The sequence below is a fragment of the Alterinioella nitratireducens genome (assembly GCF_013155465.1).
Lineage (GTDB): Bacteria > Pseudomonadota > Alphaproteobacteria > Rhodobacterales > Rhodobacteraceae > Alterinioella > Alterinioella nitratireducens.
In genome coordinates this window covers 147,866-167,864 of sequence record NZ_JABJVX010000008.1, presented here as the reverse complement: position 1 = coordinate 167,864, position 19,999 = coordinate 147,866, and the positions used below count along the sequence as shown (strand labels likewise).

At 67.3% G+C, this 19,999-nt stretch carries 14 protein-coding genes; 10 read left to right on the top strand and 4 right to left on the bottom strand.

What is annotated here, in order from left to right; genetic code table 11:
- The first annotated feature begins 37 nt into the window (after window positions 1-37).
- Together HNS34_RS14460 and HNS34_RS14455 are read left to right on the top strand one after the other, a co-directional pair.
- Window positions 38-844, top strand: a complete 807-nt coding sequence (locus HNS34_RS14460) for a 4Fe-4S dicluster domain-containing protein (protein WP_172320798.1) — start codon at window positions 38-40, stop codon at window positions 842-844.
- The gene (locus tag HNS34_RS14455) at window positions 844-1,725 is read left to right on the top strand and encodes a dimethyl sulfoxide reductase anchor subunit family protein (RefSeq protein WP_172320797.1); all 882 of its coding nucleotides are present in this window, start codon (window positions 844-846) and stop codon (window positions 1,723-1,725) included. The genes HNS34_RS14460 and HNS34_RS14455 overlap by 1 nt, the downstream gene beginning before the upstream one ends.
- A gap of 95 nt (window positions 1,726-1,820) precedes the next feature.
- Here the strand turns inward: HNS34_RS14455 and HNS34_RS14450 are convergent, their stop codons facing one another.
- Complete coding sequence (locus HNS34_RS14450) at window positions 1,821-2,276, bottom strand: Lrp/AsnC family transcriptional regulator (RefSeq protein WP_172320796.1); 456 nt, start codon at window positions 2,274-2,276, stop codon at window positions 1,821-1,823.
- 145 nt (window positions 2,277-2,421) lie between these two features.
- Between HNS34_RS14450 and putA the strand changes: the two genes are divergently transcribed.
- From putA to mnmH, 3 genes are all read left to right on the top strand, one after another.
- The gene (gene putA, locus HNS34_RS14445; protein WP_172320795.1) at window positions 2,422-5,886 is read left to right on the top strand and encodes a bifunctional proline dehydrogenase/L-glutamate gamma-semialdehyde dehydrogenase PutA; all 3,465 of its coding nucleotides are present in this window, start codon (window positions 2,422-2,424) and stop codon (window positions 5,884-5,886) included.
- 76 nt (window positions 5,887-5,962) lie between these two features.
- On the top strand, window positions 5,963-6,847 hold the full coding sequence (locus HNS34_RS14440; protein ID WP_172320794.1) for an NAD(P)-dependent oxidoreductase: 885 nt from the start codon (window positions 5,963-5,965) through the stop codon (window positions 6,845-6,847).
- Between the two features lie 105 nt (window positions 6,848-6,952).
- Window positions 6,953-8,002, top strand: a complete 1,050-nt coding sequence (gene mnmH / locus HNS34_RS14435) for a tRNA 2-selenouridine(34) synthase MnmH (protein ID WP_172320793.1) — start codon at window positions 6,953-6,955, stop codon at window positions 8,000-8,002.
- Here the strand turns inward: mnmH and selD are convergent.
- Window positions 7,985-10,156 carry a selenide, water dikinase SelD gene (selD, locus tag HNS34_RS14430; RefSeq protein WP_172320792.1) on the bottom strand — a complete coding sequence of 724 codons (2,172 nt, stop codon included), beginning with the start codon at window positions 10,154-10,156 and terminating at the stop codon, window positions 7,985-7,987. The genes mnmH and selD overlap by 18 nt on opposite strands.
- Window positions 10,153-10,929, bottom strand: coding sequence for a tRNA pseudouridine(38-40) synthase TruA (truA, locus tag HNS34_RS14425; RefSeq protein WP_172320791.1), 777 nt, complete (start codon window positions 10,927-10,929; stop codon window positions 10,153-10,155). Before truA ends, selD begins: the two co-directional genes overlap by 4 nt.
- A gap of 102 nt (window positions 10,930-11,031) precedes the next feature.
- On the opposite strand from truA, the gene HNS34_RS14420 reads away from it, so the two are divergent.
- From HNS34_RS14420 to HNS34_RS14410, 3 genes are read left to right on the top strand one after another with little or no spacing between them, the layout of a single operon-like run.
- The gene (locus tag HNS34_RS14420) at window positions 11,032-12,444 is read left to right on the top strand and encodes a YcjX family GTP-binding protein (protein ID WP_172320790.1); all 1,413 of its coding nucleotides are present in this window, start codon (window positions 11,032-11,034) and stop codon (window positions 12,442-12,444) included.
- Window positions 12,441-13,442: a YcjF family protein gene (locus HNS34_RS14415; protein ID WP_172320789.1), complete on the top strand. Its 1,002-nt coding sequence runs from the start codon at window positions 12,441-12,443 to the stop codon at window positions 13,440-13,442. Before HNS34_RS14420 ends, HNS34_RS14415 begins: the two co-directional genes overlap by 4 nt.
- On the top strand, window positions 13,439-14,332 hold the full coding sequence (locus HNS34_RS14410; protein WP_172320788.1) for a DMT family transporter: 894 nt from the start codon (window positions 13,439-13,441) through the stop codon (window positions 14,330-14,332). Before HNS34_RS14415 ends, HNS34_RS14410 begins: the two co-directional genes overlap by 4 nt.
- Here the strand turns inward: HNS34_RS14410 and HNS34_RS14405 are convergent.
- Entirely contained in the window at window positions 14,292-15,494 is a 1,203-nt protein-coding gene (locus HNS34_RS14405; RefSeq protein WP_172320787.1) for an FAD-dependent oxidoreductase, read from the bottom strand. The two genes, HNS34_RS14410 and HNS34_RS14405, sit on opposite strands and share 41 nt — an antisense overlap.
- A gap of 197 nt (window positions 15,495-15,691) precedes the next feature.
- Here HNS34_RS14405 and HNS34_RS14400 point away from each other — a divergent pair, with 197 nt between their 5' ends.
- Window positions 15,692-16,405, top strand: coding sequence for a VIT1/CCC1 transporter family protein (locus tag HNS34_RS14400; RefSeq protein ID WP_172320786.1), 714 nt, complete (start codon window positions 15,692-15,694; stop codon window positions 16,403-16,405).
- 247 nt (window positions 16,406-16,652) lie between these two features.
- A complete protein-coding gene (gene ileS, locus HNS34_RS14395) occupies window positions 16,653-19,652 on the top strand; it encodes an isoleucine--tRNA ligase (RefSeq protein ID WP_172320785.1) in 3,000 nt (999 codons plus the stop codon).
- The last annotated feature ends 347 nt before the right edge of the window (window positions 19,653-19,999 follow it).

Below are 19,999 nucleotides of genomic sequence, written 5' to 3'. Positions count from 1 at the left end.
GGCACATCGGGGGGTGTACAGGGGGTGCACAGGTAAAATGACCCAGTTGCCCACATCCACCGAGAAGAAACTCGGCCTCGTCATCGACCTCGATACCTGCGTCGGCTGCCACGCCTGCGTGATCTCCTGCAAGGGCTGGAACACCGAGAATTACGGCGCGCCGCTGTCGGATACGGATGCCTATGGCGCCGACCCCTCCGGCACCTTCCTCAACCGCATCCATTCCTATGAAATCACACAGGAAAATGCCCCCGCGCAGCTGGTCCATTTCCCCAAATCCTGCCTGCATTGCGAGGATGCGCCCTGCGTCACCGTCTGCCCCACCGGGGCCAGTTACAAGCGCGTCGAGGACGGCATCGTGCTGGTCAATGAGAGCGACTGCATCGGCTGCGGCCTCTGCGCCTGGGCCTGCCCCTATGGCGCACGCGAAATGGACGCGCTGGAAGGCGTGATGAAGAAATGCACCTTGTGCGTAGATCGTATATATAACAACAACTTACCCGAGGAAGACCGGGTGCCCGCCTGCGTGCGGACCTGCCCCGCCAAGGCCCGTCATTTCGGCGATCTGGGCGACCCCGAGAGCGACGTGAGCCGCCTCGTGGCCGAGCGCGGTGGCATGGACCTGATGCCCGAACAGGGCACCAAACCTGTCAACAAATACCTCCCCCCCCGCCCGAAACAGGACGAGGCGCAGGAGTTCGACATCCTCGCCCCCTACCTTGAGCCCGTCGCCGATACCCCCTCGGGCTTCCTCGGCTGGCTCGACAAGGCGCTGGAGCACATCCCGGGAAGCGGACCCCGGTTCCCGGATCCCGATGCGCGGCAGAAAAGCGGGAAACTCTGATGCACCCGGCCCCCTCCGTCATCATCTTCACCGTCTTCTCCGGCCTCGGCTTCGGAATGCTGGTCTTCCTGGGCCTCGGCCTGCCGCCCGTAACCGGTTGGACAGCCTTCTTTTTCTACCTCGCGGCCTATGCCATGGCCGTCGGCGGCCTGATGGCCTCGGCCTTCCACCTCGGCAATCCGCAGCGCGCGCTCAAGGCCTTTACCCAATGGCGCACAAGCTGGCTCAGCCGCGAGGCCTGGGTGTCGGTCGCGGCCCTTGCGGTCATGGGCATCCACGCCTTCGCCGCCGTGTTCTTCGGGGCGATCCTGGCCCCCATCGGCTGGCTCGGCGCGGGCCTGAGCGTTTTCGCGGTCTATTGCACCTCGATGATCTACGCGCAGCTCAAGACCGTGCCGCGCTGGAACACCTGGCTGACGCCCCTGCACCTGATCACGCTGTCGTTCGGCGGTGGCGCGGCGCTGATGGGCCATACCAGCCTCGCCGGTCTCCTGATTGTCCTCGCCGCCGCCCTCCAGGTCGCGCATTGGCAGGTCGGCGACCGGGCCCTTGCCCGTTCCGGCACGACGCTGGCCAGTGCCACGGGGCTCGGCAATCGCGGCCGCGTCACCGCCTTCGAGCCGCCCCATACCGGCAGCAACTACCTGCTCAAGGAAATGGTCTACACGGTCGGCCGCGGCCATGCCGCCAAGCTCCGCCTGATCGCGCTTGCCTTGGGCTACGGCATTCCGGGCGTGCTGCTGCTCCTGCCCATACCCGGGGTTTGGCCGAGCCTCATCGCCGTGCCCTCCCATATCATCGGCATCCTCGCCGCGCGTTGGCTGTTCTTCGCGCAGGCCGAGCATGTCGTGGGCCTCTATTACGGCAAACGCGCCGCCTGATCCCGCCTTCTTTGTTCCGAAAATATCCTCGGGGGGTGCGGGGGGCAGACAGCCCCCCGCGGGTCGGATTGCCGAAGGCAATTCGACACCACGTCTCAGAACGCCCGATCCTTCACCGCCTCCATCGACACATGCGTACTGCTCTGCCCGACATGGGGCAGGCCCGAGACCACCTCGCCCAAGACCCGCCGATAGTCCCGCATATCCCGCGTGCGCACCTTCAGAAGATAGTCGAACGCCCCCGCGATCATGTGGCATTGCTCGATCTCGGGCACAGCCATCACCGCCGCGTTGAACCGGCGCAGCGCGGCCTCGGTCGTGTCGGTCAGCTTGACCTCGACAAAGGCGACGTGATCGCGGCCCAGTTTCGCGGGGTCCACCACGGCACGGAAGCCGCGGATGACGCCCGCCTCGCGCAGCCGCGCCAGCCGGGTCTGCGTCGGCGTCTTCGACAAGCCGATTCGCGCCGCGATCTCGGTCACGGGCAGGCGGCCATCGGCCAGCAGCAGATCGACGATCTTGCGGTCATAGGCGTCGAGTTGGCTGTCCATCGGTAAAACTCCGTCCATCAGGATCGAACCATACCAAATCTTAGGGCAGATTGCCTGTCAACGGGCGAACCAAAGGCAACCTGCCCGATTGCACGATGCTATCTTGCGCCATCACCCGCAATTCCGCCCCGAGGTTTGCCCGCCCATGTCCACGCTCGACCAACTCCGCCAGCAGATCCGCGCCGCCCATACTGCCGACGAGGCGCGGCTGATCGAAACCCTCACCGATGCGCATGCGCCCGACACCGAGACCCGCGCCGCGATCAGCGCCAATGCCGCCCGGCTGGTCCATGCCATCCGCAACGATGCCAAGCCCGGCCTGATGGAGGTGTTCCTCGCCGAATACGGCCTCTCGACCGAGGAGGGCGTGGCGCTGATGTGCCTGGCCGAGGCGCTCTTGCGCGTGCCTGATGCCGACACGGTGGATGCGCTGATCGAGGACAAGATCGCGCCGTCGGAATGGGGCAGCCACCTGGGCAAGTCGGCCTCCAGCCTGGTCAACGCCTCGACCTGGGCGCTGATGCTGACCGGCAAGGTTCTGCGTGAAGACAAAGAGCCCGGCATCAGCGCCACCCTGCGCGGCGCGGTGAAACGCCTGGGCGAGCCGGTGATCCGCGTCGCCGTGGGGCGGGCCATGCGCGAGATGGGGCAGCAATTCGTCCTGGGCGAAACCATCCGCGATGCGGTCAAGCGCGGCCAGACCAAGGTGCGGCAGGGCTTCACCTACAGCTATGACATGCTGGGCGAGGCGGCGATGACGGCGCATGACGCCGCCGGTTTCATGGCCGCCTACAAGGACGCCATCGCCAAGCTGGCGGGCGAATGCCGCTCGGGCGATATCCGCAATAATCCCGGCATCTCGATCAAGCTCTCGGCCCTGCATCCGCGCTACGAGGAGACCAAATCCGCCCGCATCATGGAGGAGCTTGTGCCGCGCGTGCTGGAACTGGCGCGCGATGCGAAAGCCGCCGGGATGGGCCTCAATATCGACGCCGAGGAGGCCGATCGGCTGGATCTCTCGCTCGACATCATCGAGGCGGTGCTGCGCGATGACAGCCTTGCCGGATGGGACGGGTTCGGCGTCGTGGTGCAGGCCTACGGCAAACGCGCGCCGCATGTCATCGACTGGCTGAACGCGCTGGCCGAGGAGCTTGACCGCAAGCTGATGGTGCGCCTCGTCAAGGGGGCCTATTGGGACACCGAGATCAAGCGCGCGCAGGTCGAGGGGCTGGAGGGTTTCCCGGTCTACACCCGCAAACCCGCGACCGACGTGGCCTATATGTGCTGCGCCGCCAAGCTGCTTGGCTATTCGACCCGCATCTATGCGCAATTCGCCACCCATAACGCCCATTCCACCGCCGCGATCCTGGAAATGGCCGGGGACAAGGACGCGTTTGAGTTCCAGCGCCTGCACGGCATGGGCGAGGCGCTGCACGACATCCTGCACCAGCGCCACGGCACCCGCTGCCGTATCTACGCGCCTGTCGGTGCGCATCGCGATCTGCTGGCCTATCTGGTGCGGCGGCTGCTGGAAAACGGCGCCAACAGCAGTTTCGTCAACCAGATCGTGGATGAGGATGTGCCCGCCGAGGTGGTCGCCGAAGATCCGTTCGCGGCTTATGCCGAGGCCATCAGGACACCCGCGCCGGGCGTGTCCGACCCCGCCAATATCTTCCCCGGACGTCGCAATTCACGCGGGTTCGACCTGCATTCCCGCGATGACCTGGCGGAGATCGAGACCGCCCGCGCGCCCTTTGCGGACCACGAATGGCAAGGCGGGCCGATGATCGCCGGAGACGTCGCGGGCGAGCCCCCGCATGACGTGATGAACCCGGCCCGTCCCGATGAGCGTGTCGGCCAGTTGACCGACGCGAGTGCCGAAGATGTGGAAGCCGCGCTTGCCGCCGCGCGCATTTGGGATGCGGCGCCCGAAACCCGCGCCGAGGTGCTCTTGCGCGCCGCCGACCTCTACGAGGAGAACTTCGGCGAGTTCTTCGCGGTCCTCACGCGCGAGGCCGGCAAGGCGCTGCCCGACTGCATCGCCGAATTGCGCGAGGCGGTCGATTTCATCCGCTACTACGCGGGCCAGGCCAATGCCGATGCCCCGCGCGGGATCTTCACCTGCATCTCTCCCTGGAACTTCCCGTTGGCGATCTTTTCGGGCCAGATCACCGCCGCGCTGGCGGCGGGCAATGGCGTGCTGGCGAAACCGGCGGAAAACAGCAGCCTTGTCGCCTGCGTGGCGGTGCGGCTCCTGCATGAGGCCGGTGTGCCGCGCGAGGTGTTGCAGCTTCTGCCCGGCAAGGGCAGCGCGCTTGGCCCGGTGCTGACCGGCGACAGCCGCGTCTCGGGCGTCTGTTTCACCGGCTCCACCGCCACCGCGCAGCGCATCAACCGGACGATGGCGGACGGGCTGGACCCGCGCGCGCCACTGATTGCCGAAACCGGCGGCCTGAACGCGATGATCGTGGACAGCACCGCCTTGCCCGAACAGGCGGTGCGCGACGTGATCGCATCGAGCTTCCAGTCGGCGGGGCAAAGATGCTCGGCGCTGCGCTGTCTCTATGTGCAGGAGGATATCGCGCAAGGCTTCCTCAAGATGCTGAAAGGCGCGATGGATGAGCTGAAACTCGATGACCCGTGGGATACGGCACATGATATCGGGCCGATCATCTCCGAGGCGGCGCGCGACGAGATCGCGGACTATGTAGCGGCGGCGCGCAAGGACGGGCGGTTGCTGCACGAAATTCCGGCCCCGAAAGACGGGGCCTTCCTGGCACCCGCGCTGATCAAGGTGACGGGTATCGCCGACCTGGAACGCGAGGTCTTCGGCCCGGTCCTGCACCTGGCCACCTTCAAGGCGCATCAGGTCGATGACGTGCTGGCGGCGGTGAACGCGCGCGGCTATGGCTTGACCTTCGGGCTGCACAGCCGCATCGACGACCGGGTTCAGCATGTCTCGGACGCGCTGAAAGTCGGCAATATCTATATCAACCGCAACCAGATCGGCGCCATCGTCGGCAGCCAGCCCTTTGGTGGCGAGGGGCTGTCGGGCACCGGCCCCAAGGCGGGCGGGCCGAACTACGTGCCGCGCTTCCGCGCGGTCGAGCATGATGTGGAACCGATGAAAGAGGGCGGCGCGGTCGATGTGAAGGCCGTGCAGGCGGCGCTGACGCGGGCCGAGACCGACACGCTGGCGCGGCGCAAGGTCATGACGCTGCCGGGACCGACGGGGGAATCGAACCGCCTCTCGACCCATGCGCGCGGCACGGTGCTGTGCCTCGGCCCAAGCGCGGATGCCGCCGCCGATCAGGTGCGCATCGCCGAATGGTCGGGCTGCAAGGCGGTGGCGGTGGCTCCGGGGGCCGAGATCGACGGCACGCTGTCGCCGGACGCCCTGCGCGATCTGGAAGGGGTCGCGGTCGTGGCCTTCGATGGGCCCGAGAACCAGGCGCGCGCCATCCGTCAGGCGCTGGCGGCCCGTGACGGGGCGCTCATTCCGCTGGCGGGGCAGGCCGACCTCTCGGGCTTCTGCCGGTTGGAGCGTCACGTCTGCATCGACACTACGGCGGCAGGCGGCAACGCCTCGCTTCTGGCCGCGGCAAGCTGATTTCTCCGCCCGGCCCTTGCCCCCCGCGCCCGATCCGCGCAATGAAGGGGCTGAGGTCAGACGGGGAGAAGATGATATGGCGAAACTCGCATTTCTGGGACTGGGCGTCATGGGCTACCCCATGGCGGGTCACCTGCAAAAGGCGGGCCATCAGGTCACGGTCTACAACCGAACCGGGGCGAAGGCCGAGAAATGGGCGGCAGAGCATGGCGGCCATCACGCGCCGACCCCGCGCGAGGCGGCAGACGGCGCGGAATTCATCATGGCCTGCGTCGGCAATGATGACGATCTGCGCTCGGTGGTCCTGGGCGAGGACGGCGCCTTTGCCGGGATGGCGGATGGCGCGATCTTCGTCGATCACACCTCGGTTTCGGCCATCGTTAGCCGCGAAATGGCCGAGGAGGGCGCGAGCCAGGGTTTCGGCTGGGTCGATGCACCGGTCTCGGGCGGGCAGGCGGGGGCCGAGAACGGCCAGCTTGCCATCATGTGCGGCGGCGAGGAGGCGCATTTCAGCGCCGCGCGCAAGGTGATGGATGCCTACGCCAAGGCGGTGGAGCATTTCGGCCCCGTCGGCGCGGGGCAACTGACCAAGATGGTCAATCAGATCTGCATCGCGGGCCTGGTCCAGGGCATGTCCGAGGCGTTGTTCTTCGCCATGGAGGCGGGTCTGGACGCAAAGAAAGTCGCGGGGCTGGTGAGCCAGGGCGCGGGCGGATCATGGCAACTGGCCAACCGGGCCGGGACCGTTGTGGACAACAAGTTCGACCACGGATTTGCCGTCGACTGGATGCGCAAGGATCTGGGGATCGCGCTGGAACAGGCGCAGGAAATGGGCGTCAGCCTGCCGGTCACGGCGCTTGTCGATCAGTTTTACGGCGATGTGCAGGGCATGGGCGGCGGACGGTGGGACACGTCGAGCCTGATCCAGCGGTTCCGCAAACTGTCAGGGCAGGGCGTGTAACCTTGCCTCGAATTGCCTGTCGGCAATCCGACCGGGGGCGGGACCTCACGGTCCCGCGGCCTCCGGCGGAGGTATTTTGAGCAAAATGAAAGAGAAGGCGGGGCTTTGGGTTTCGAGCTTGGCGAAATCTGGCGGGCAGAGTGGGCGCAGTTCGATCATGTGATCGACGTGCGCGCGCCTGCCGAATTTGCCGAGGATCATCTGCCCGGTGCGGTTTCGATGCCGGTGCTGTCCGATGCCGAACGGGCGCGGGTCGGCACGATCTATGCGCAGGAGAGCCCCTTTGCCGCGCGCAAGATCGGGGCGGCGCTGGTGGCGCGCAATGCGGCGGCCCATATCGAGGCGCATCTGATGGGCCATGACGGCGGGTGGCAGCCATTGGTCTATTGCTGGCGCGGCGGTCAGCGCTCGGGCTCCTTCGCGACGATCCTGCGTCAGATCGGCTGGCGGGTGGAGGTGCTGGAGGGGGGCTATCGCAGCTACCGGCGGGCTGTCGTGGCGGCGCTTTATGACAGGGATCTGCCGTTCCGCCTGATCCGGCTGGATGGCAATACCGGGACCGCGAAGACGGCGCTGCTGCCGCTTCTGGTCGCGCGCGGCGCGCAGGTCGTGGATCTGGAAAATCTGGCGCGGCATCGCGGCTCGATCCTAGGGGCGGTGGCCGAGGATCAGCCAGCGCAGAAGGGGTTTGAAAGCGCGTTGATGAGCGCGTTTCGCGGGCTCGATCCGACCCAGCCCGTGGTGGTGGAGGCGGAATCGAGCCGCATCGGATCGTTGCGCCTGCCGCCTGCGCTGTGGCGCGCGATGTCGGGCGCGCCGCGTGTCGTGATCGAGGCTCCGCTTGAGGCGCGCGCGCGGTTCCTGCGGGTGGCCTATTCGGACCTGCAGACATCGCGCGGGGGGCTTGTGGACCTGCTGGAAGGGTTGCGCCCGCTGCGCGGCGGGGCGCTGGTCGAGACCTGGCAGGCACAGGCGCGGGCGGGAGAGTGGGAGGCGCTGGCCGCGAGCCTGATGCAGCATCACTACGATCCGGCCTATGCAAGGGCGCGCGATGCGGGCGCACCTGCCGCAACGGTGCGCGCCGAGCGGCTCGACGCGGGCGATCTGCCGGGGTTGGCGGATCGGGTGATGGCGGCACTAGCTCAGGTCGAGTGAGGGCGCGCCTTCGGTGATCTGACCGATGACGGTGCCGGGCGTCTCCGTTCGGGCAAGCGCGGTGATCGTCGCATCCACCGTGTCGGCTGGAACGGCGGCCAGCAGCCCTCCGGCGGTTTGCGGATCGAAGAGAAGCGGCAGGGCGGGGTGATCGCTCGGGCCGATCCGACCCGCAAGTGCCGCCTCATTTTGCGGCTTGAGGGTCGAGGCGATGCCCTTCTCGCCAAGGTCCATCGCGCCGGGCAGGAGGGGAATTGCATCGAGGTCGAGACGTGCCGCGACCCCGGACGCCGCGCAGATATTCATCAGGTGGCCCGCAAGGCCGAAGCCGGTCACATCGGTCATGGCGTGGGCGACCTCGCCGAGGGTGCGGGCGGCGGGACCGGAAGAGAGGCACATGCTGCGCCACGCCTCCGCGACGACCTTACCGGGCGCGGCAATCTGCATCTCACCCGCAAGGATCACTCCGGTGCCGATGGCTTTGGTCAGGATCAGCACGTCGCCCGGTTTCGCCCCGGCCAGCGTGATGGGGTCGCGCTGCGTCAGCCCTGTCACCGTGAAGCCAAGCGTCATCTCGTCGCCCTGGCTGCTGTGACCGCCGACAATCGCCGCGCCCTCGGCGGCGAAGACGGCGCTGGCCTCACTCATGATCTCACTGAGCCAGCGCGATTGCAGGTCCGGCACGGCGCGCGGCAGGATTACGGTTGCCAGCGCGCTTTGCGGCGCGGCCCCCATGGCCCAACAATCGCCAAGCGCATGGATCGCGGCGATCCGGGCCATTAGGGCGGGATCATCCGTGAAAGCACGCAGGTGGTCGGTGGTCAGGATCTGACGGTCCCCGCCATGGGTCAGGATCGCGGCATCGTCGCCGGGGCGCGACAGGATATCGGCGCGCGCCGGAGAGGGGAGGGTGGAGAGCGCGGCCGTCAGGCTGCCCGATCCGAGCTTGGCCCCGCAGCCGCCGCAAAGAGGTTTGTCGCCGAGCGCTTCGGTGACTCCTGCGGCAGTGGTCCGTGGTGGAGCGGGCGGGCGCATCGGCTCCAACCCCCTGAATTTGTCCATGAATTTCTGGTCGATACGGTACTTCCAGCGCCACAGGAGCGGCCCCTTCAGGGAAAACCCCGCCTTTTCGGCCAAGGCCCGTCTGGACCCAAGCGAGATCAGCTTGAGATAGTCGCGCTGCGGTTTGAAACGGTGCATCCCGTCCGCGCGCCCCATCGCCATCGCGCGCAGGTTATGGGTCAGGATCGGGGCGGCGCGCACGGCGAAGACGCCTGCCTTGGGGCGCGGCGCGAATCCCAGATGCGCGCAATCGCCTGCCGCGAAGACGCTAGGGTCGCTGGTTTGAAGCGTGGGCGAAACGGCGAGGTATCCGGCCTCGGTCTCCAGGCCGGTTTCCGACAGCCAGCGATAGGGGCGCGGGCCGCCTGCGCCGAGGGTGAAGCGGGCCGGAATGGCGGTGCCGTCGGCCAGTTCCACGCCCGTGCCGGTGATTCGGGCGACCTCGGCCCCCTCGTGGCAGGTGATGCCCTGCCGGGATAGTTCAGCCGTCAAACTTTTCCGCGCGCGTTCAGGCAAGGCATCCAGGAGGCGGCCCTGATCGAGCAGCGTGACCTGCGCGTCGCCGGTCGCCTGCCGCAGCCGATGCGCGGCTGCCATGGCCAGCTCCGCCCCCGCCACACCGCCACCGATCACCGCCACCGGGCCGCCGTTCCCGGCCACGAAACGCGCCCATGTATCGGCAAAGCGGTCCAGCGGCTTGGCGGCGACGGCGTGCGCGGAGAACCCCTTGATCTCTGCCATCTCGCCATGGATGCCGATATCGAGCGAGGCGATGTCATAGGCGATCCGCCGTCCCCCCTTCAGCGTCACGATGCGCGCCACCGGGTCCAGCGACATAGCCGCGTCCAGCACGATCCGCGCGCCCGCGAAGCGCGCCAGTTGGACGAGGTCGATATCCAAGGCTTTCCGCGTGTAATGCCCCGCGATATGGCCGGGCAACATGCCTGAATAGGGCGCGGTGGGGCCGGGGTTGATCAGCGTCAGTCGCGCGCCGGGCAGGGGCTTCATGCCCCAGGATTTCAACACCAGCGCATGGGTATGCCCGCCGCCGATCAGCACGATATCGCGGGTCGCGGGAAGGGCGGGGGTCATGGCGCGGGCCGGAAGACCGGGTCGGGGTAGATCACGTCGGACAGGTAGAGCCCGTGCGGCGGGCAGACCGTGCCGCAGGCCGCGCGGTCGCGCGCCTCAAGCGCGGTCTTCACGTCCTCCGGTTGCCATGATCCGGACCCGACATGTTCCAGCGTGCCGACGATGGAGCGGACCTGGTTATGCAGAAATGACCGCGCCCGCAGGAAGATCGCCAGTTCTTGGCCCTCGGCGCGGGCGATTTCGCGGATGGTGATTGCATCCAGCGTCTTGACCGGGCTTGCGGCCTGGCAATGGGTGGCGCGGAACGTGGTGAAATCATGCCGCCCGATCAGATGCGCGGCGCCTTCGCGCATCGCCGCCACGTCCAGCGGCTGTTTCACCTGCCACGCGAACCCGGCCTCATGGGTCAGCGGCGCGCGGCGCGCGATGAGGCGGAAGATGTATTGCCGCTCGACCGCCGAGAACCGCGCGTGCCAGTCATCCTTGACCCGCGCGCAGGCGACGACGGCCACGGGCTGCGGTTTCAGGTGATAATTCAACGCCTCGGACAGGCGAAAGGGCTCCCAATCGCGGGCCATGTCGCAATGCGCCACCTGGCCAAGCGCATGTACCCCGGCATCGGTCCGGCCCGCCGCCGCAATCCCCGGCACGCCCGCTTCCAGCCGCGCCAGTGCGGCCTCGACCGCGCCCTGCACCGAGGGCTGGTCAGACTGGCGCTGCCACCCGGCAAAGGGCGCGCCGTCATATTCGATTTTCAGGGCATAGCGGGGCATGCTGTTGCGCTACCCCAATTGACCCTTGCGCGCAATCGGGCCTGTAAACTGCCCGTCCGAAAGCCTATTCTCGACCGGAACGGATGGAAAAGGACGTGTGGCGTGGTGATTGGGGCGATCTCCGACAGGATTGGCCGTGGCGTGGAGAGCGTGACCTCCTCGGTGTCGGAGACATTCTTCGAGCCGGTGATCCGGCTTGGCGTCACCGGCCTCAGCCGTGCCGGCAAGACCGTGTTCATCACCTCGCTGGTGGCAAACCTGCTGGACCGGGGCCGGATGCCCGCGTTGCAGGCCGCCAGTTCGGGGCGCATCCAGTCGGTCTTCCTGCAACCGCAGCCCGACGATACCGTCGCCCGGTTCGATTATGAGAACCACCTGGCCGCGCTGACGGGCCGCGATCCGCATTGGCCCGAAAGCACGCGCACCGTGTCGGAGCTGCGGCTGTCGATGCGGGTGCGCCCGTCTGGCCTGCTCTCGGGTCTGTCCGGCCTGCGCACCGTGCATCTCGATATCGTGGATTACCCCGGCGAATGGCTGCTGGATCTGCCGCTGATGGGCCAGAGCTACGAGGAATGGAGTGCGACCAGCCTCGCGCGGGCCGAAGCGCGGCGGGAAGGCGAGGCGTTCATCGCCGCGGTTCGCGATGTCGACGGGGCCGCGCCGCTGGAGGAACCGCAGGCGCAGGCCCTCGCCGCACGATTTTCGGCCTATCTTCGCGACGCGCGCGAGGCGGGCTATTCCGATTGCACGCCGGGCCGGTTCCTGTTGCCGGGAGAGCTGGAGGGCAGCCCCGTCCTGACCTTCGTGCCCCTGCCGCAGGGTGACGCCCGGCGCGGCAGCCTGCGCCGGGAAATGGCGCGCCGGTTCGAGGCCTACAAGGCGCAGGTGGTCAAACCCTTCTTCCGCGATCACTTTGCCCGGATCGACCGTCAGGTGGTGCTGGTCGACGCGCTTGGCGCGATCCATTCGGGCCCCCGCGCGGTCGAGGATCTGCGCGGCGCGATGGTCGAGATCCTCAAGGCGTTCCGGCCTGGCCGCAACTCGTTCCTGACCGCGCTGATGGGACGGCGGGTCGAGAAGATCCTCTTCGCCGCGACCAAGGCCGACCACCTGCACCACACGCAGCACCCGCGCCTGACCGCGATCATGGAGGCGCTGTTGCGCGACGCCCGCGACCGCGCCGATTACGCGGGAGCCACGACCGAGGCCATGGCCATCGCCGCCTTGCGCGCCACGGTCGAGGAGACGCGCGAGCATGGCGGGCGCGGTCTGGACCTCGTGCGCGGGCGGCTGCTGGAGACCGGCAAAGAGGCCGCGTTTCACCCCGGCACCTTGCCCGAGGACCCCAATCACCTTCTGTCGCCCGCCCGTGCCGGTGAGGCGAAATGGCTGGACGAGGATTACCGCGTGATGCGCTTCGCGCCCGCCCGCCTGTCGCTGAAACGCGGCGAAGGCCCGCCGCATATAAGGCTGGATCGCGCTGCCGAGTTTCTGTTGGGGGATAAATTGCGATGACTGACCGCAAGGGCCCCGTGCTGATCGAACTGGACGACACGCCAGGCGCCACCCCCGACACCGCGCCGCCCGTGCCGGACATGGATATGCCCGCGCCCTCGGGGCAGGCGATGCAGACCATGGCGGCGCTGGCCACGCGGCGCGGTTCGCGGATCGGGCGGCTTTTCTGGGGCGCGCTGTTGGCGCTGGTGACATTCGTGGTCTCGCTGGCGGCGTGGAATTTCGTCACCGGATTGCTGGCCGCGAACCCAGTGCTTGGCTGGATCGCCACGGTCCTGATCGGGCTTGTCCTGCTGGCCCTCCTCATTATCGCGCTGCGCGAGGCCGCGTCCTTCTTCCGGCTCGGCAAGCTCGACGATCTGCGACAGCGCTCCGAACATGCGCTCGCGGCGGGTGATCTGGCGGCGGCGCGCGGGGTGACGGACGACCTGCGCGCGCTCTATGCGAACCGGCCCGAGCTGCGCCTCGGGCGCGAGGCGTTCGAGAGCCGCAAGGGCGATGTGTTCGATGCCGACGGGCTCCTGCATCTGGCTGAAACCCAGATGCTGGCCCCACTCGATGCCGCAGCACAGGCGCAGGTCGAAGCCGCCGCGCGGCAGGTCGCCATGGTCACCGCGCTGGTCCCCATCGCGCTGGCCGATGTGTTCACCGCGCTGACCGCGAACCTGCGCATGATCCGCCGCATCGCGGAAATATACGGTGGGCGGGCCGGGACGCTCGGGGCCTGGCGGCTGACGCGCGCGGTGCTGACCCATCTGGTGGCGACCGGCGCGGTGGCCGTGGGCGATGACCTCATTGGCTCCATCGCCGGGGGCTCGCTGCTGTCCAAGGTCTCGCGCCGGTTTGGCGAGGGCGTGGTGAACGGCGCGCTGACCGCCCGTGTCGGCGTCGCCGCGATGGAGGTCTGCCGCCCGCTGCCCTTCCATCGCGGCACCCGGCCTTCGGTCACCCGGATCGGGCGGCGCGCGCTCAGCGGCCTCTTTGGATCGGGAACATGAAGGGCGACCGCCCGGTTCTGGGTATCGTGCTGATGCTGGGGTTCTGCGTGCTGGCGCCCCTGGGCGATTCCATCGCCAAGCTGCTCGCCGGCACCATCCCGCTGCTGCAACTGTTGCTGGTGCGCTTTGCCATTCAAGGGCTGATCCTGCTGCCCTATGCCGCCGTGATGCGCACGCCGATGCGGATGAGCCCCCGCGTGCTGCGGCTGACCCTGGTGCGCACCGTGCTGCACATCATCGGGATCGGGGCGATGTTCACCTCGCTCAGGTTCCTCGAACTGGCCGATGCCATCGCGATTGCCTTCGTGATGCCCTTCATCATGCTGCTTCTGGGCCATTTCGTCTTGGGCGAGGAGGTCGGCGCGCGCCGGTTCCAGGCCTGTATCGTGGGCTTCATCGGCACGCTTCTGGTGATCCAGCCCAGTTTCGCCGAGGTGGGCTGGCCCGCGCTCTTGCCGTTGACCGTGGCGGTGGTCTTCGCGCTGTTCATGCTGGTCACGCGGCAGGTGGCGAAAGAGGTCGACCCGATCGCGTTGCAGGCGGTCAGCGGGCTGGTGGCGACGCCGCTCCTGCTGCTGTTCCTGGCTGTCCCCGGTGATTACACGCCGCTCAGCCTGGTCTGGCCCTCGGGGGCCGAGGCGGCGCTGCTGCTGGCCATCGGGGTTCTCGGCACGCTGGCGCATCTGCTGATGACCTGGAGCCTGCGCTTTGCCCCCTCGGCCACGGTCGCGCCGATGCAGTATCTCGAGATTCCCATGGCCACGCTGATCGGCTGGCTGATCTTCCGCGACCTGCCGGACGGGCTGGCGGCGATTGGCATCACGCTGACGGTGGCGGCGGGGCTCTACATCATCTTGCGCGAACGCAGGCTTTCCCGCGTCGCGGTGTAAGCGCGGGCATCGGCGGCACAAGGTCGCCGCAGACCAGCCGTGTCAGAACCCGCGTGATCGGCCACATGCCCGCCATCGGGGCCAGGACCCGGTCGCGCAGCACCGGCAACACGCGGCTGTCGGACTGGTATTGCGGGGTGAAGGCGGCCGACATCGTCTGATAGGCCCGCACATGCCAACGCCGCGCGCCCGCATAGAGGCGCAGCGCCTCGTCCCCCCGCGCCTGCCTGAGCGCCAGTTGCAGCGCGCGCGCATCCAGCAGCGCCATGTTCGCCCCTTGCCCCAGTTGCGGACTGGCCCGATGCGCCGCGTCCCCGATATGGGCGATGCCGCTGTCCCAGGGACGGCTTAGGGTGCCGTGGCTGTAGCTGGCGAAGGTGAAGGCGGCGTGATCCTCGATCCAGCCCAGGTAAGGGCCGAACGCGGGCCAGAGGTCCGTTGCCGCCCTGCGCCAGTCCTCGAAATCCTGATCCAGCCAGACGGGATGATGCGCCACCGGCAGGGAATAGAAGATCGCGGCCAGCGGCTGGCCGGGGTTCGAGGGCATCGACCCCACCGGCAGCACGCCCAACATCCGGTCGGCGCGGCGGTAGCGCTGGCTGAGATGATCCTTGGGCAGGCGGCTGTCCTCGGGCCAGGGCACGGTGGCCCAGACCGCACCGTAGGGCAGGGCGCGGGCCGTCAGAGGCGATAGCGGCGAGCCCGCCCCGCAGGCATCGACAATGAGGTCGAACGGTCCCTCGCGCCGGGCCCCGAAATGCAGGTATCGCCCGTCGCGCCCGGTGGCGCGGTGTTCGGGCGTGATCTCCACCCCCGCCCGGATCGCGGCGCGGTGGATCGCATGAAAAAGGGCCGCGCGGTGGATGCCAAGGCCCTGGCGCTCCGGGGTTCGGCCATAGCGCACGTCGAGGACGCGGCGGCCGGATGTGGCCTCGTCCCCCGCCATCCGGTCAAGGCGCTGGCCGAGATCGCGGGTCATCCGCCCGGCCCCCATCGCGTCCAGCACCGCCATGCCGACGGGTTGCACGACCAGACCAGAGCCCACGGGCGCGGGCCGTGCGAACTGATCGAAGAGGGTCACGCGATGCCCGTCCGCGGCCAGAAGCGCCGCCGCTGACAGGCCCCCGATCCCGGCCCCGGCTATGCCGATTTGCAATGTCATTTCCGCAGGTTAGTGCAGGACTGCGCCGCCGGGTATCGGAAAACGCACGCCGGACACTCTTCCGGTCCCTTACGCCCCCCGCCATGTGGGCCAGGCGCGACAGGTTCCGAGGCGGAGCCTTATTGATCCATCGCATTGTTGCTGCGCGGGCCGTTTGACAGACTCCTATCTGATCGAAACAAAACTGCACAAAGACGATGACACTGGAACACGGACACACGCAGGTCGAGGTTGAGGCGCGGATAAGAACCGGCGGCGGGCGCGGCTACCTGCGCGACACGGTCTATGGCGCTATTGACGGTGCGGTAACAACCTTTGCCATCGTCGCCGGTGTCGCGGGGGCGGGCCTTGCCCCCGGCATCATCATCGCGCTTGGCGTCGCTAATGTGTTGGCCGACGGGTTTTCGATGGCAGCGGCCAATTATTCGGGCACCAAGGCCGAGCTTGATGACATGCAGCGCCTGAAGCTCATCGAGGGTCGCCATATCGACGAGGAACCGACCGGCGAGCGCCGCGAGTTGCGCGAGATCTTGCGACTGAAAGGGCTGTCGGGCGACGTATTGGAGGCCGCAACTGATCAGGTCGCGGCCAGCCGGGCGTCCGCGATCCAGATGATGCTGGTCGATGAATACGGTCGTCCCCCCGTCGATCCGCACCCGATGCGTGCCGCCTTGGCGACCTTCGTTGCGTTCCTGCTGGCCGGGCTGATCCCGCTGCTGCCTTTCCTGTTCGGCATGGCCGAGGCGTTCCGCCTCTCGATCATCCTGACGGGGGCGGTCTTTTTCTCCATCGGTGCAGCCAAGAGCGTCTGGTCGCTGTCGCCCTGGTGGCGCTCGGGGGGCGAGACGCTGGCTATTGGCGGGACGGCCGCAGCGATCGCGTATTTTGTCGGCACCTTGTTCAACGTCTGACCGACAATCCCGCTGCGAGGCTGACGTAGACTGAGGTCGAATGGCCCCTGAAACGGTCCAATCGGCGTCTTTACCCCATGCCGAGAGGCCCCTATAACCGCCCCCATGACTTATGCCACTTTGCGCATCATCCTTCGAATTACTTGCCCGGCGCTCTGACACCAGGGCCGCCGGGACACAGGTGTTTGAGCCATCGCACCGCCCCTGATAAACCCCGAATATCCGCAAAGCACGAAGGACGCATCCCATGTGCGCCGACACGCCCGAGCCGTCGCTCGACTACAAATCCACGCTGAACCTTCCGAAAACCGATTTCCCGATGCGCGCGGGCCTGCCCAAGCGCGAACCCGACTGGCTGGCCCGGTGGGACAAGATGGACATCTATGGCCGCCTGCGCGCCAAGGAAGGCCGCACCCCCTTCACGCTGCATGACGGGCCGCCCTACGCCAACGGCCACCTGCATATCGGCCACGCGCTGAACAAGACCATCAAGGACATGATCGTGCGCTCCCATCAGATGATGGGCCATGACGCGCGCTATGTGCCGGGGTGGGACTGCCACGGGCTTCCGATCGAATGGAAGATCGAGGAGCAATACCGCAAGAAGGGCCGCAACAAGGACGAGGTGGATATCGTCGATTTCCGCCAGGAATGCCGCAAGTTCGCCGAAGGCTGGGTCGATATCCAGCGCGACGAGTTCAAGCGCCTCGGCATCACCGGCAACTGGGACGATCCCTACCTGACCATGGCCTATCACGCCGAGGCGGTGATCGCCGAGGAGTTCCAGAAATTCCTGATGAACGGTACGCTTTACCAGGGCTCCAAGCCGGTGATGTGGTCGCCGGTCGAGAAAACCGCCCTGGCCGAGGCCGAGGTGGAATATCACGACAAGGAAAGCTTCACCATCTGGGTCAAGTTCAAGGTCACCGATTTCCACATGCCCGACCTGGTCCTGTCCGATGAGGAAGAAACCGACGATGCCCGCGAGGCGGTGACGCAAGCCAAGGCCGACGCCGCGCGCGATTTCAAGGGCGCCTATGTGGTGATCTGGACGACGACACCCTGGACGGTCCCCTCCAACAAGGCCGTCGTCTTCGGCGACAGCTTCGATTACGGGCTCTACGAGGTCACCGACGCGCCCGAGGAATGTTGGGCCGCCAAGGGCGACCGCTTCATCCTGGCCGACAAGCTGGCGGCGGATGTGATGGCCAAGGCGCGGCTGGAGCCCGGCCAATACCGCCGCCTGCGCAACGTGACATCCGCGCAGTTGTCCGGCATGACGCTGCATCACCCGCTTGCCGGGACCGAGGGGGCGAACGGTGAATGGGATCAGCCCCGCGATTTCCGCGCCGCCGATTTCGTGACCGATGAGGAAGGCACCGGCTTCGTGCATTGCGCCCCGAGCCACGGCATGGAGGAATATGAGCTCTATCGCGGTTTGGGCATGCTGCCCCAGGTGATCACCTATAACGTGATGGACGATGGCGGCTTCCGCGCCGATCTGCCCTTCTTCGGCGGCACCTATATCCTCAACCGCAAGGGCGGAGAGGGCGACGCCAACACCGCCGTGATCGACAAGCTCGCCGCTGTCGGCGGCCTGCTGGCGCGCGGCAAGATCAAGCACAGCTATCCGCACTCGTGGCGCTCCAAGGCCCCCGTGATCTACCGCAACACCGCCCAATGGTTCGCCGCCGTGGACAAGCCCGTCGGCGACGGTCAGGACGATCACGGGCTGACGATCCGCGAACGCGCGCTGACCTCCATCGACAAGCTCGTGAAATGGACGCCGCAGACGGGGCGCAACCGTCTCTATTCGATGATCGAGCAGCGCCCCGACTGGGTGCTCAGCCGCCAACGCGCCTGGGGCGTGCCGCTGACCTGCTTCACACGGAAAGGCGCGCTGCCGACGGATGAAATATTCTTGCTGCGGGACGCCGAGGTGAATGCGCGCATCGTGCGGGCCTTCGAGGAAGAGGGGGCGGATTGCTGGTATCAGGACGGGGCCAAGGACCGGTTCCTCTCGGGCATCGTCGATCCTGAGGATTACGATCAGGTCTTCGACATCCTCGATGTGTGGTTCGATTCAGGCTCCACACATGCCTTCGTGCTGCGCGACCGCGAGGACGGCACCGAGGACGGTATCGCCGATGTCTACATGGAAGGCACCGACCAGCATCGCGGCTGGTTCCATTCCTCGCTCTTGCAAGCCTGCGGAACGATGGGCCGCGCGCCTTACCGCAACGTGGTCACGCACGGGTTCACGCTGGACGAGAAGGGCATGAAGATGTCCAAATCGCTCGGCAATACCATCGTGCCCGAGAAGGTGGTGCAGCAATACGGGGCCGACATCCTGCGGCTCTGGGTGGCGCAGGCCGATTACACCAACGATCAGCGTATCGGGCCGGAGATCCTGAAAGGCACCGCCGACAGCTATCGCCGGTTGCGCAACACGATGCGGTTCATGTTGGGCAGCCTCGCCGATTTCAGCGAGGCCGACCGGGTCGAGCCCGCGGATATGCCGGAACTGGAGCGGTGGGTGCTGCACCGGCTGGCGGAACTGGATCACGTGGTGCAGGACGGCTATCGCCGGTTCGACTTCCAGGGCGTGTTCCAGGCGGTTTTCGCCTTCGCCACCGGCGATCTTTCCGCCTTCTATTTCGACATCCGCAAGGACGCGCTCTATTGCGACGGCGACACCGACCGCCGCCGCGCCGCGCGCGCCGTGCTGGACCTGATCTTCCACCGGCTGACGACTTGGCTGGCGCCGGTGCTGGTCTTTACCATGGAGGAGGTCTGGCTGGAGCGTTTCCCCGGCGATGACAGCTCGGTCCACCTGGTCGATTTCCCCGTCACGCCTGCCGATTGGCGCGACGAGGGGCTGGCTGCGAAATGGGCGCGTGTGCGCCGCGCCCGCCGCGTGGTGACGGCGGCCCTGGAGGTGCAGCGCCGCGACAAGGTGATCGGGGCCTCGCTGGAGGCCGCGCCCACGGTGCATGTGCGCGATGCGGAGGTGCTGGCGGCGCTGAAAACGGTGAACTTCGCCGATATCGCCATCACCTCGGGCGTGACGCTGACCGGCGATCCCCTGCCCGGTGAGGCGTTCCGCCTGCCCGAAGTGGAGGGCGTCGGCGTTGTCTTCGAGAGGGCGGAGGGCGAGAAATGCCAGCGCTGCTGGAAGATCCTGCCCGATGTGGGACGCCACGATCACCCCGGCGTCTGCGGGCGCTGCGACGCGGCGCTTGGCTGACGTCGAAAGCCGCTGACAAGACAGTCTGACAAGACCCGCGCCGGATCACATTCCCGGCGCGGGTCTTTTCAGTTTTTTGAACGCTGACGGTTCTGTCGCCGACCCACGGGCATCAATTCGCTTTCCGGATTGCCTGCCATTGGTCACGAAAGGATCCCCGCCATGCCCGCCGATCTGTCTCTCCGCCTCGACAAGCGTTCGCCCGTCATCAGCTACCCGCCCCGGATCGGGCCGCTCGACCCGGCCTGGCGGGACGCCGCCACATTCGTCCGCGTCGCGAAGCCGCAAAGCTGCGCGCCGCGCTGGAGGCCGCGATTACCGCGCTGGAGGGGGCCGCGCTCGGTCTC

Bases quoted from the DNA above. Each gene is read 5' to 3' on its own strand.
- HNS34_RS14460 (WP_172320798.1), top strand. From the start codon at position 38: ATGACCCAGTTGCCCACATCCACCGAGAAGAAACTCGGCCTCGTCATC.
- HNS34_RS14455 (WP_172320797.1), top strand. From the start codon at position 844: ATGCACCCGGCCCCCTCCGTCATCATCTTCACCGTCTTCTCCGGCCTC.
- HNS34_RS14450 (WP_172320796.1), bottom strand. From the start codon at position 2,276: ATGGACAGCCAACTCGACGCCTATGACCGCAAGATCGTCGATCTGCTG.
- putA (WP_172320795.1), top strand. From the start codon at position 2,422: ATGTCCACGCTCGACCAACTCCGCCAGCAGATCCGCGCCGCCCATACT.
- HNS34_RS14440 (WP_172320794.1), top strand. From the start codon at position 5,963: ATGGCGAAACTCGCATTTCTGGGACTGGGCGTCATGGGCTACCCCATG.
- selD (WP_172320792.1), bottom strand. From the start codon at position 10,156: ATGACCCCCGCCCTTCCCGCGACCCGCGATATCGTGCTGATCGGCGGC.
- truA (WP_172320791.1), bottom strand. From the start codon at position 10,929: ATGCCCCGCTATGCCCTGAAAATCGAATATGACGGCGCGCCCTTTGCC.
- HNS34_RS14415 (WP_172320789.1), top strand. From the start codon at position 12,441: ATGACTGACCGCAAGGGCCCCGTGCTGATCGAACTGGACGACACGCCA.
- HNS34_RS14410 (WP_172320788.1), top strand. From the start codon at position 13,439: ATGAAGGGCGACCGCCCGGTTCTGGGTATCGTGCTGATGCTGGGGTTC.
- HNS34_RS14405 (WP_172320787.1), bottom strand. From the start codon at position 15,494: ATGACATTGCAAATCGGCATAGCCGGGGCCGGGATCGGGGGCCTGTCA.
- HNS34_RS14400 (WP_172320786.1), top strand. From the start codon at position 15,692: ATGACACTGGAACACGGACACACGCAGGTCGAGGTTGAGGCGCGGATA.
- ileS (WP_172320785.1), top strand. From the start codon at position 16,653: ATGTGCGCCGACACGCCCGAGCCGTCGCTCGACTACAAATCCACGCTG.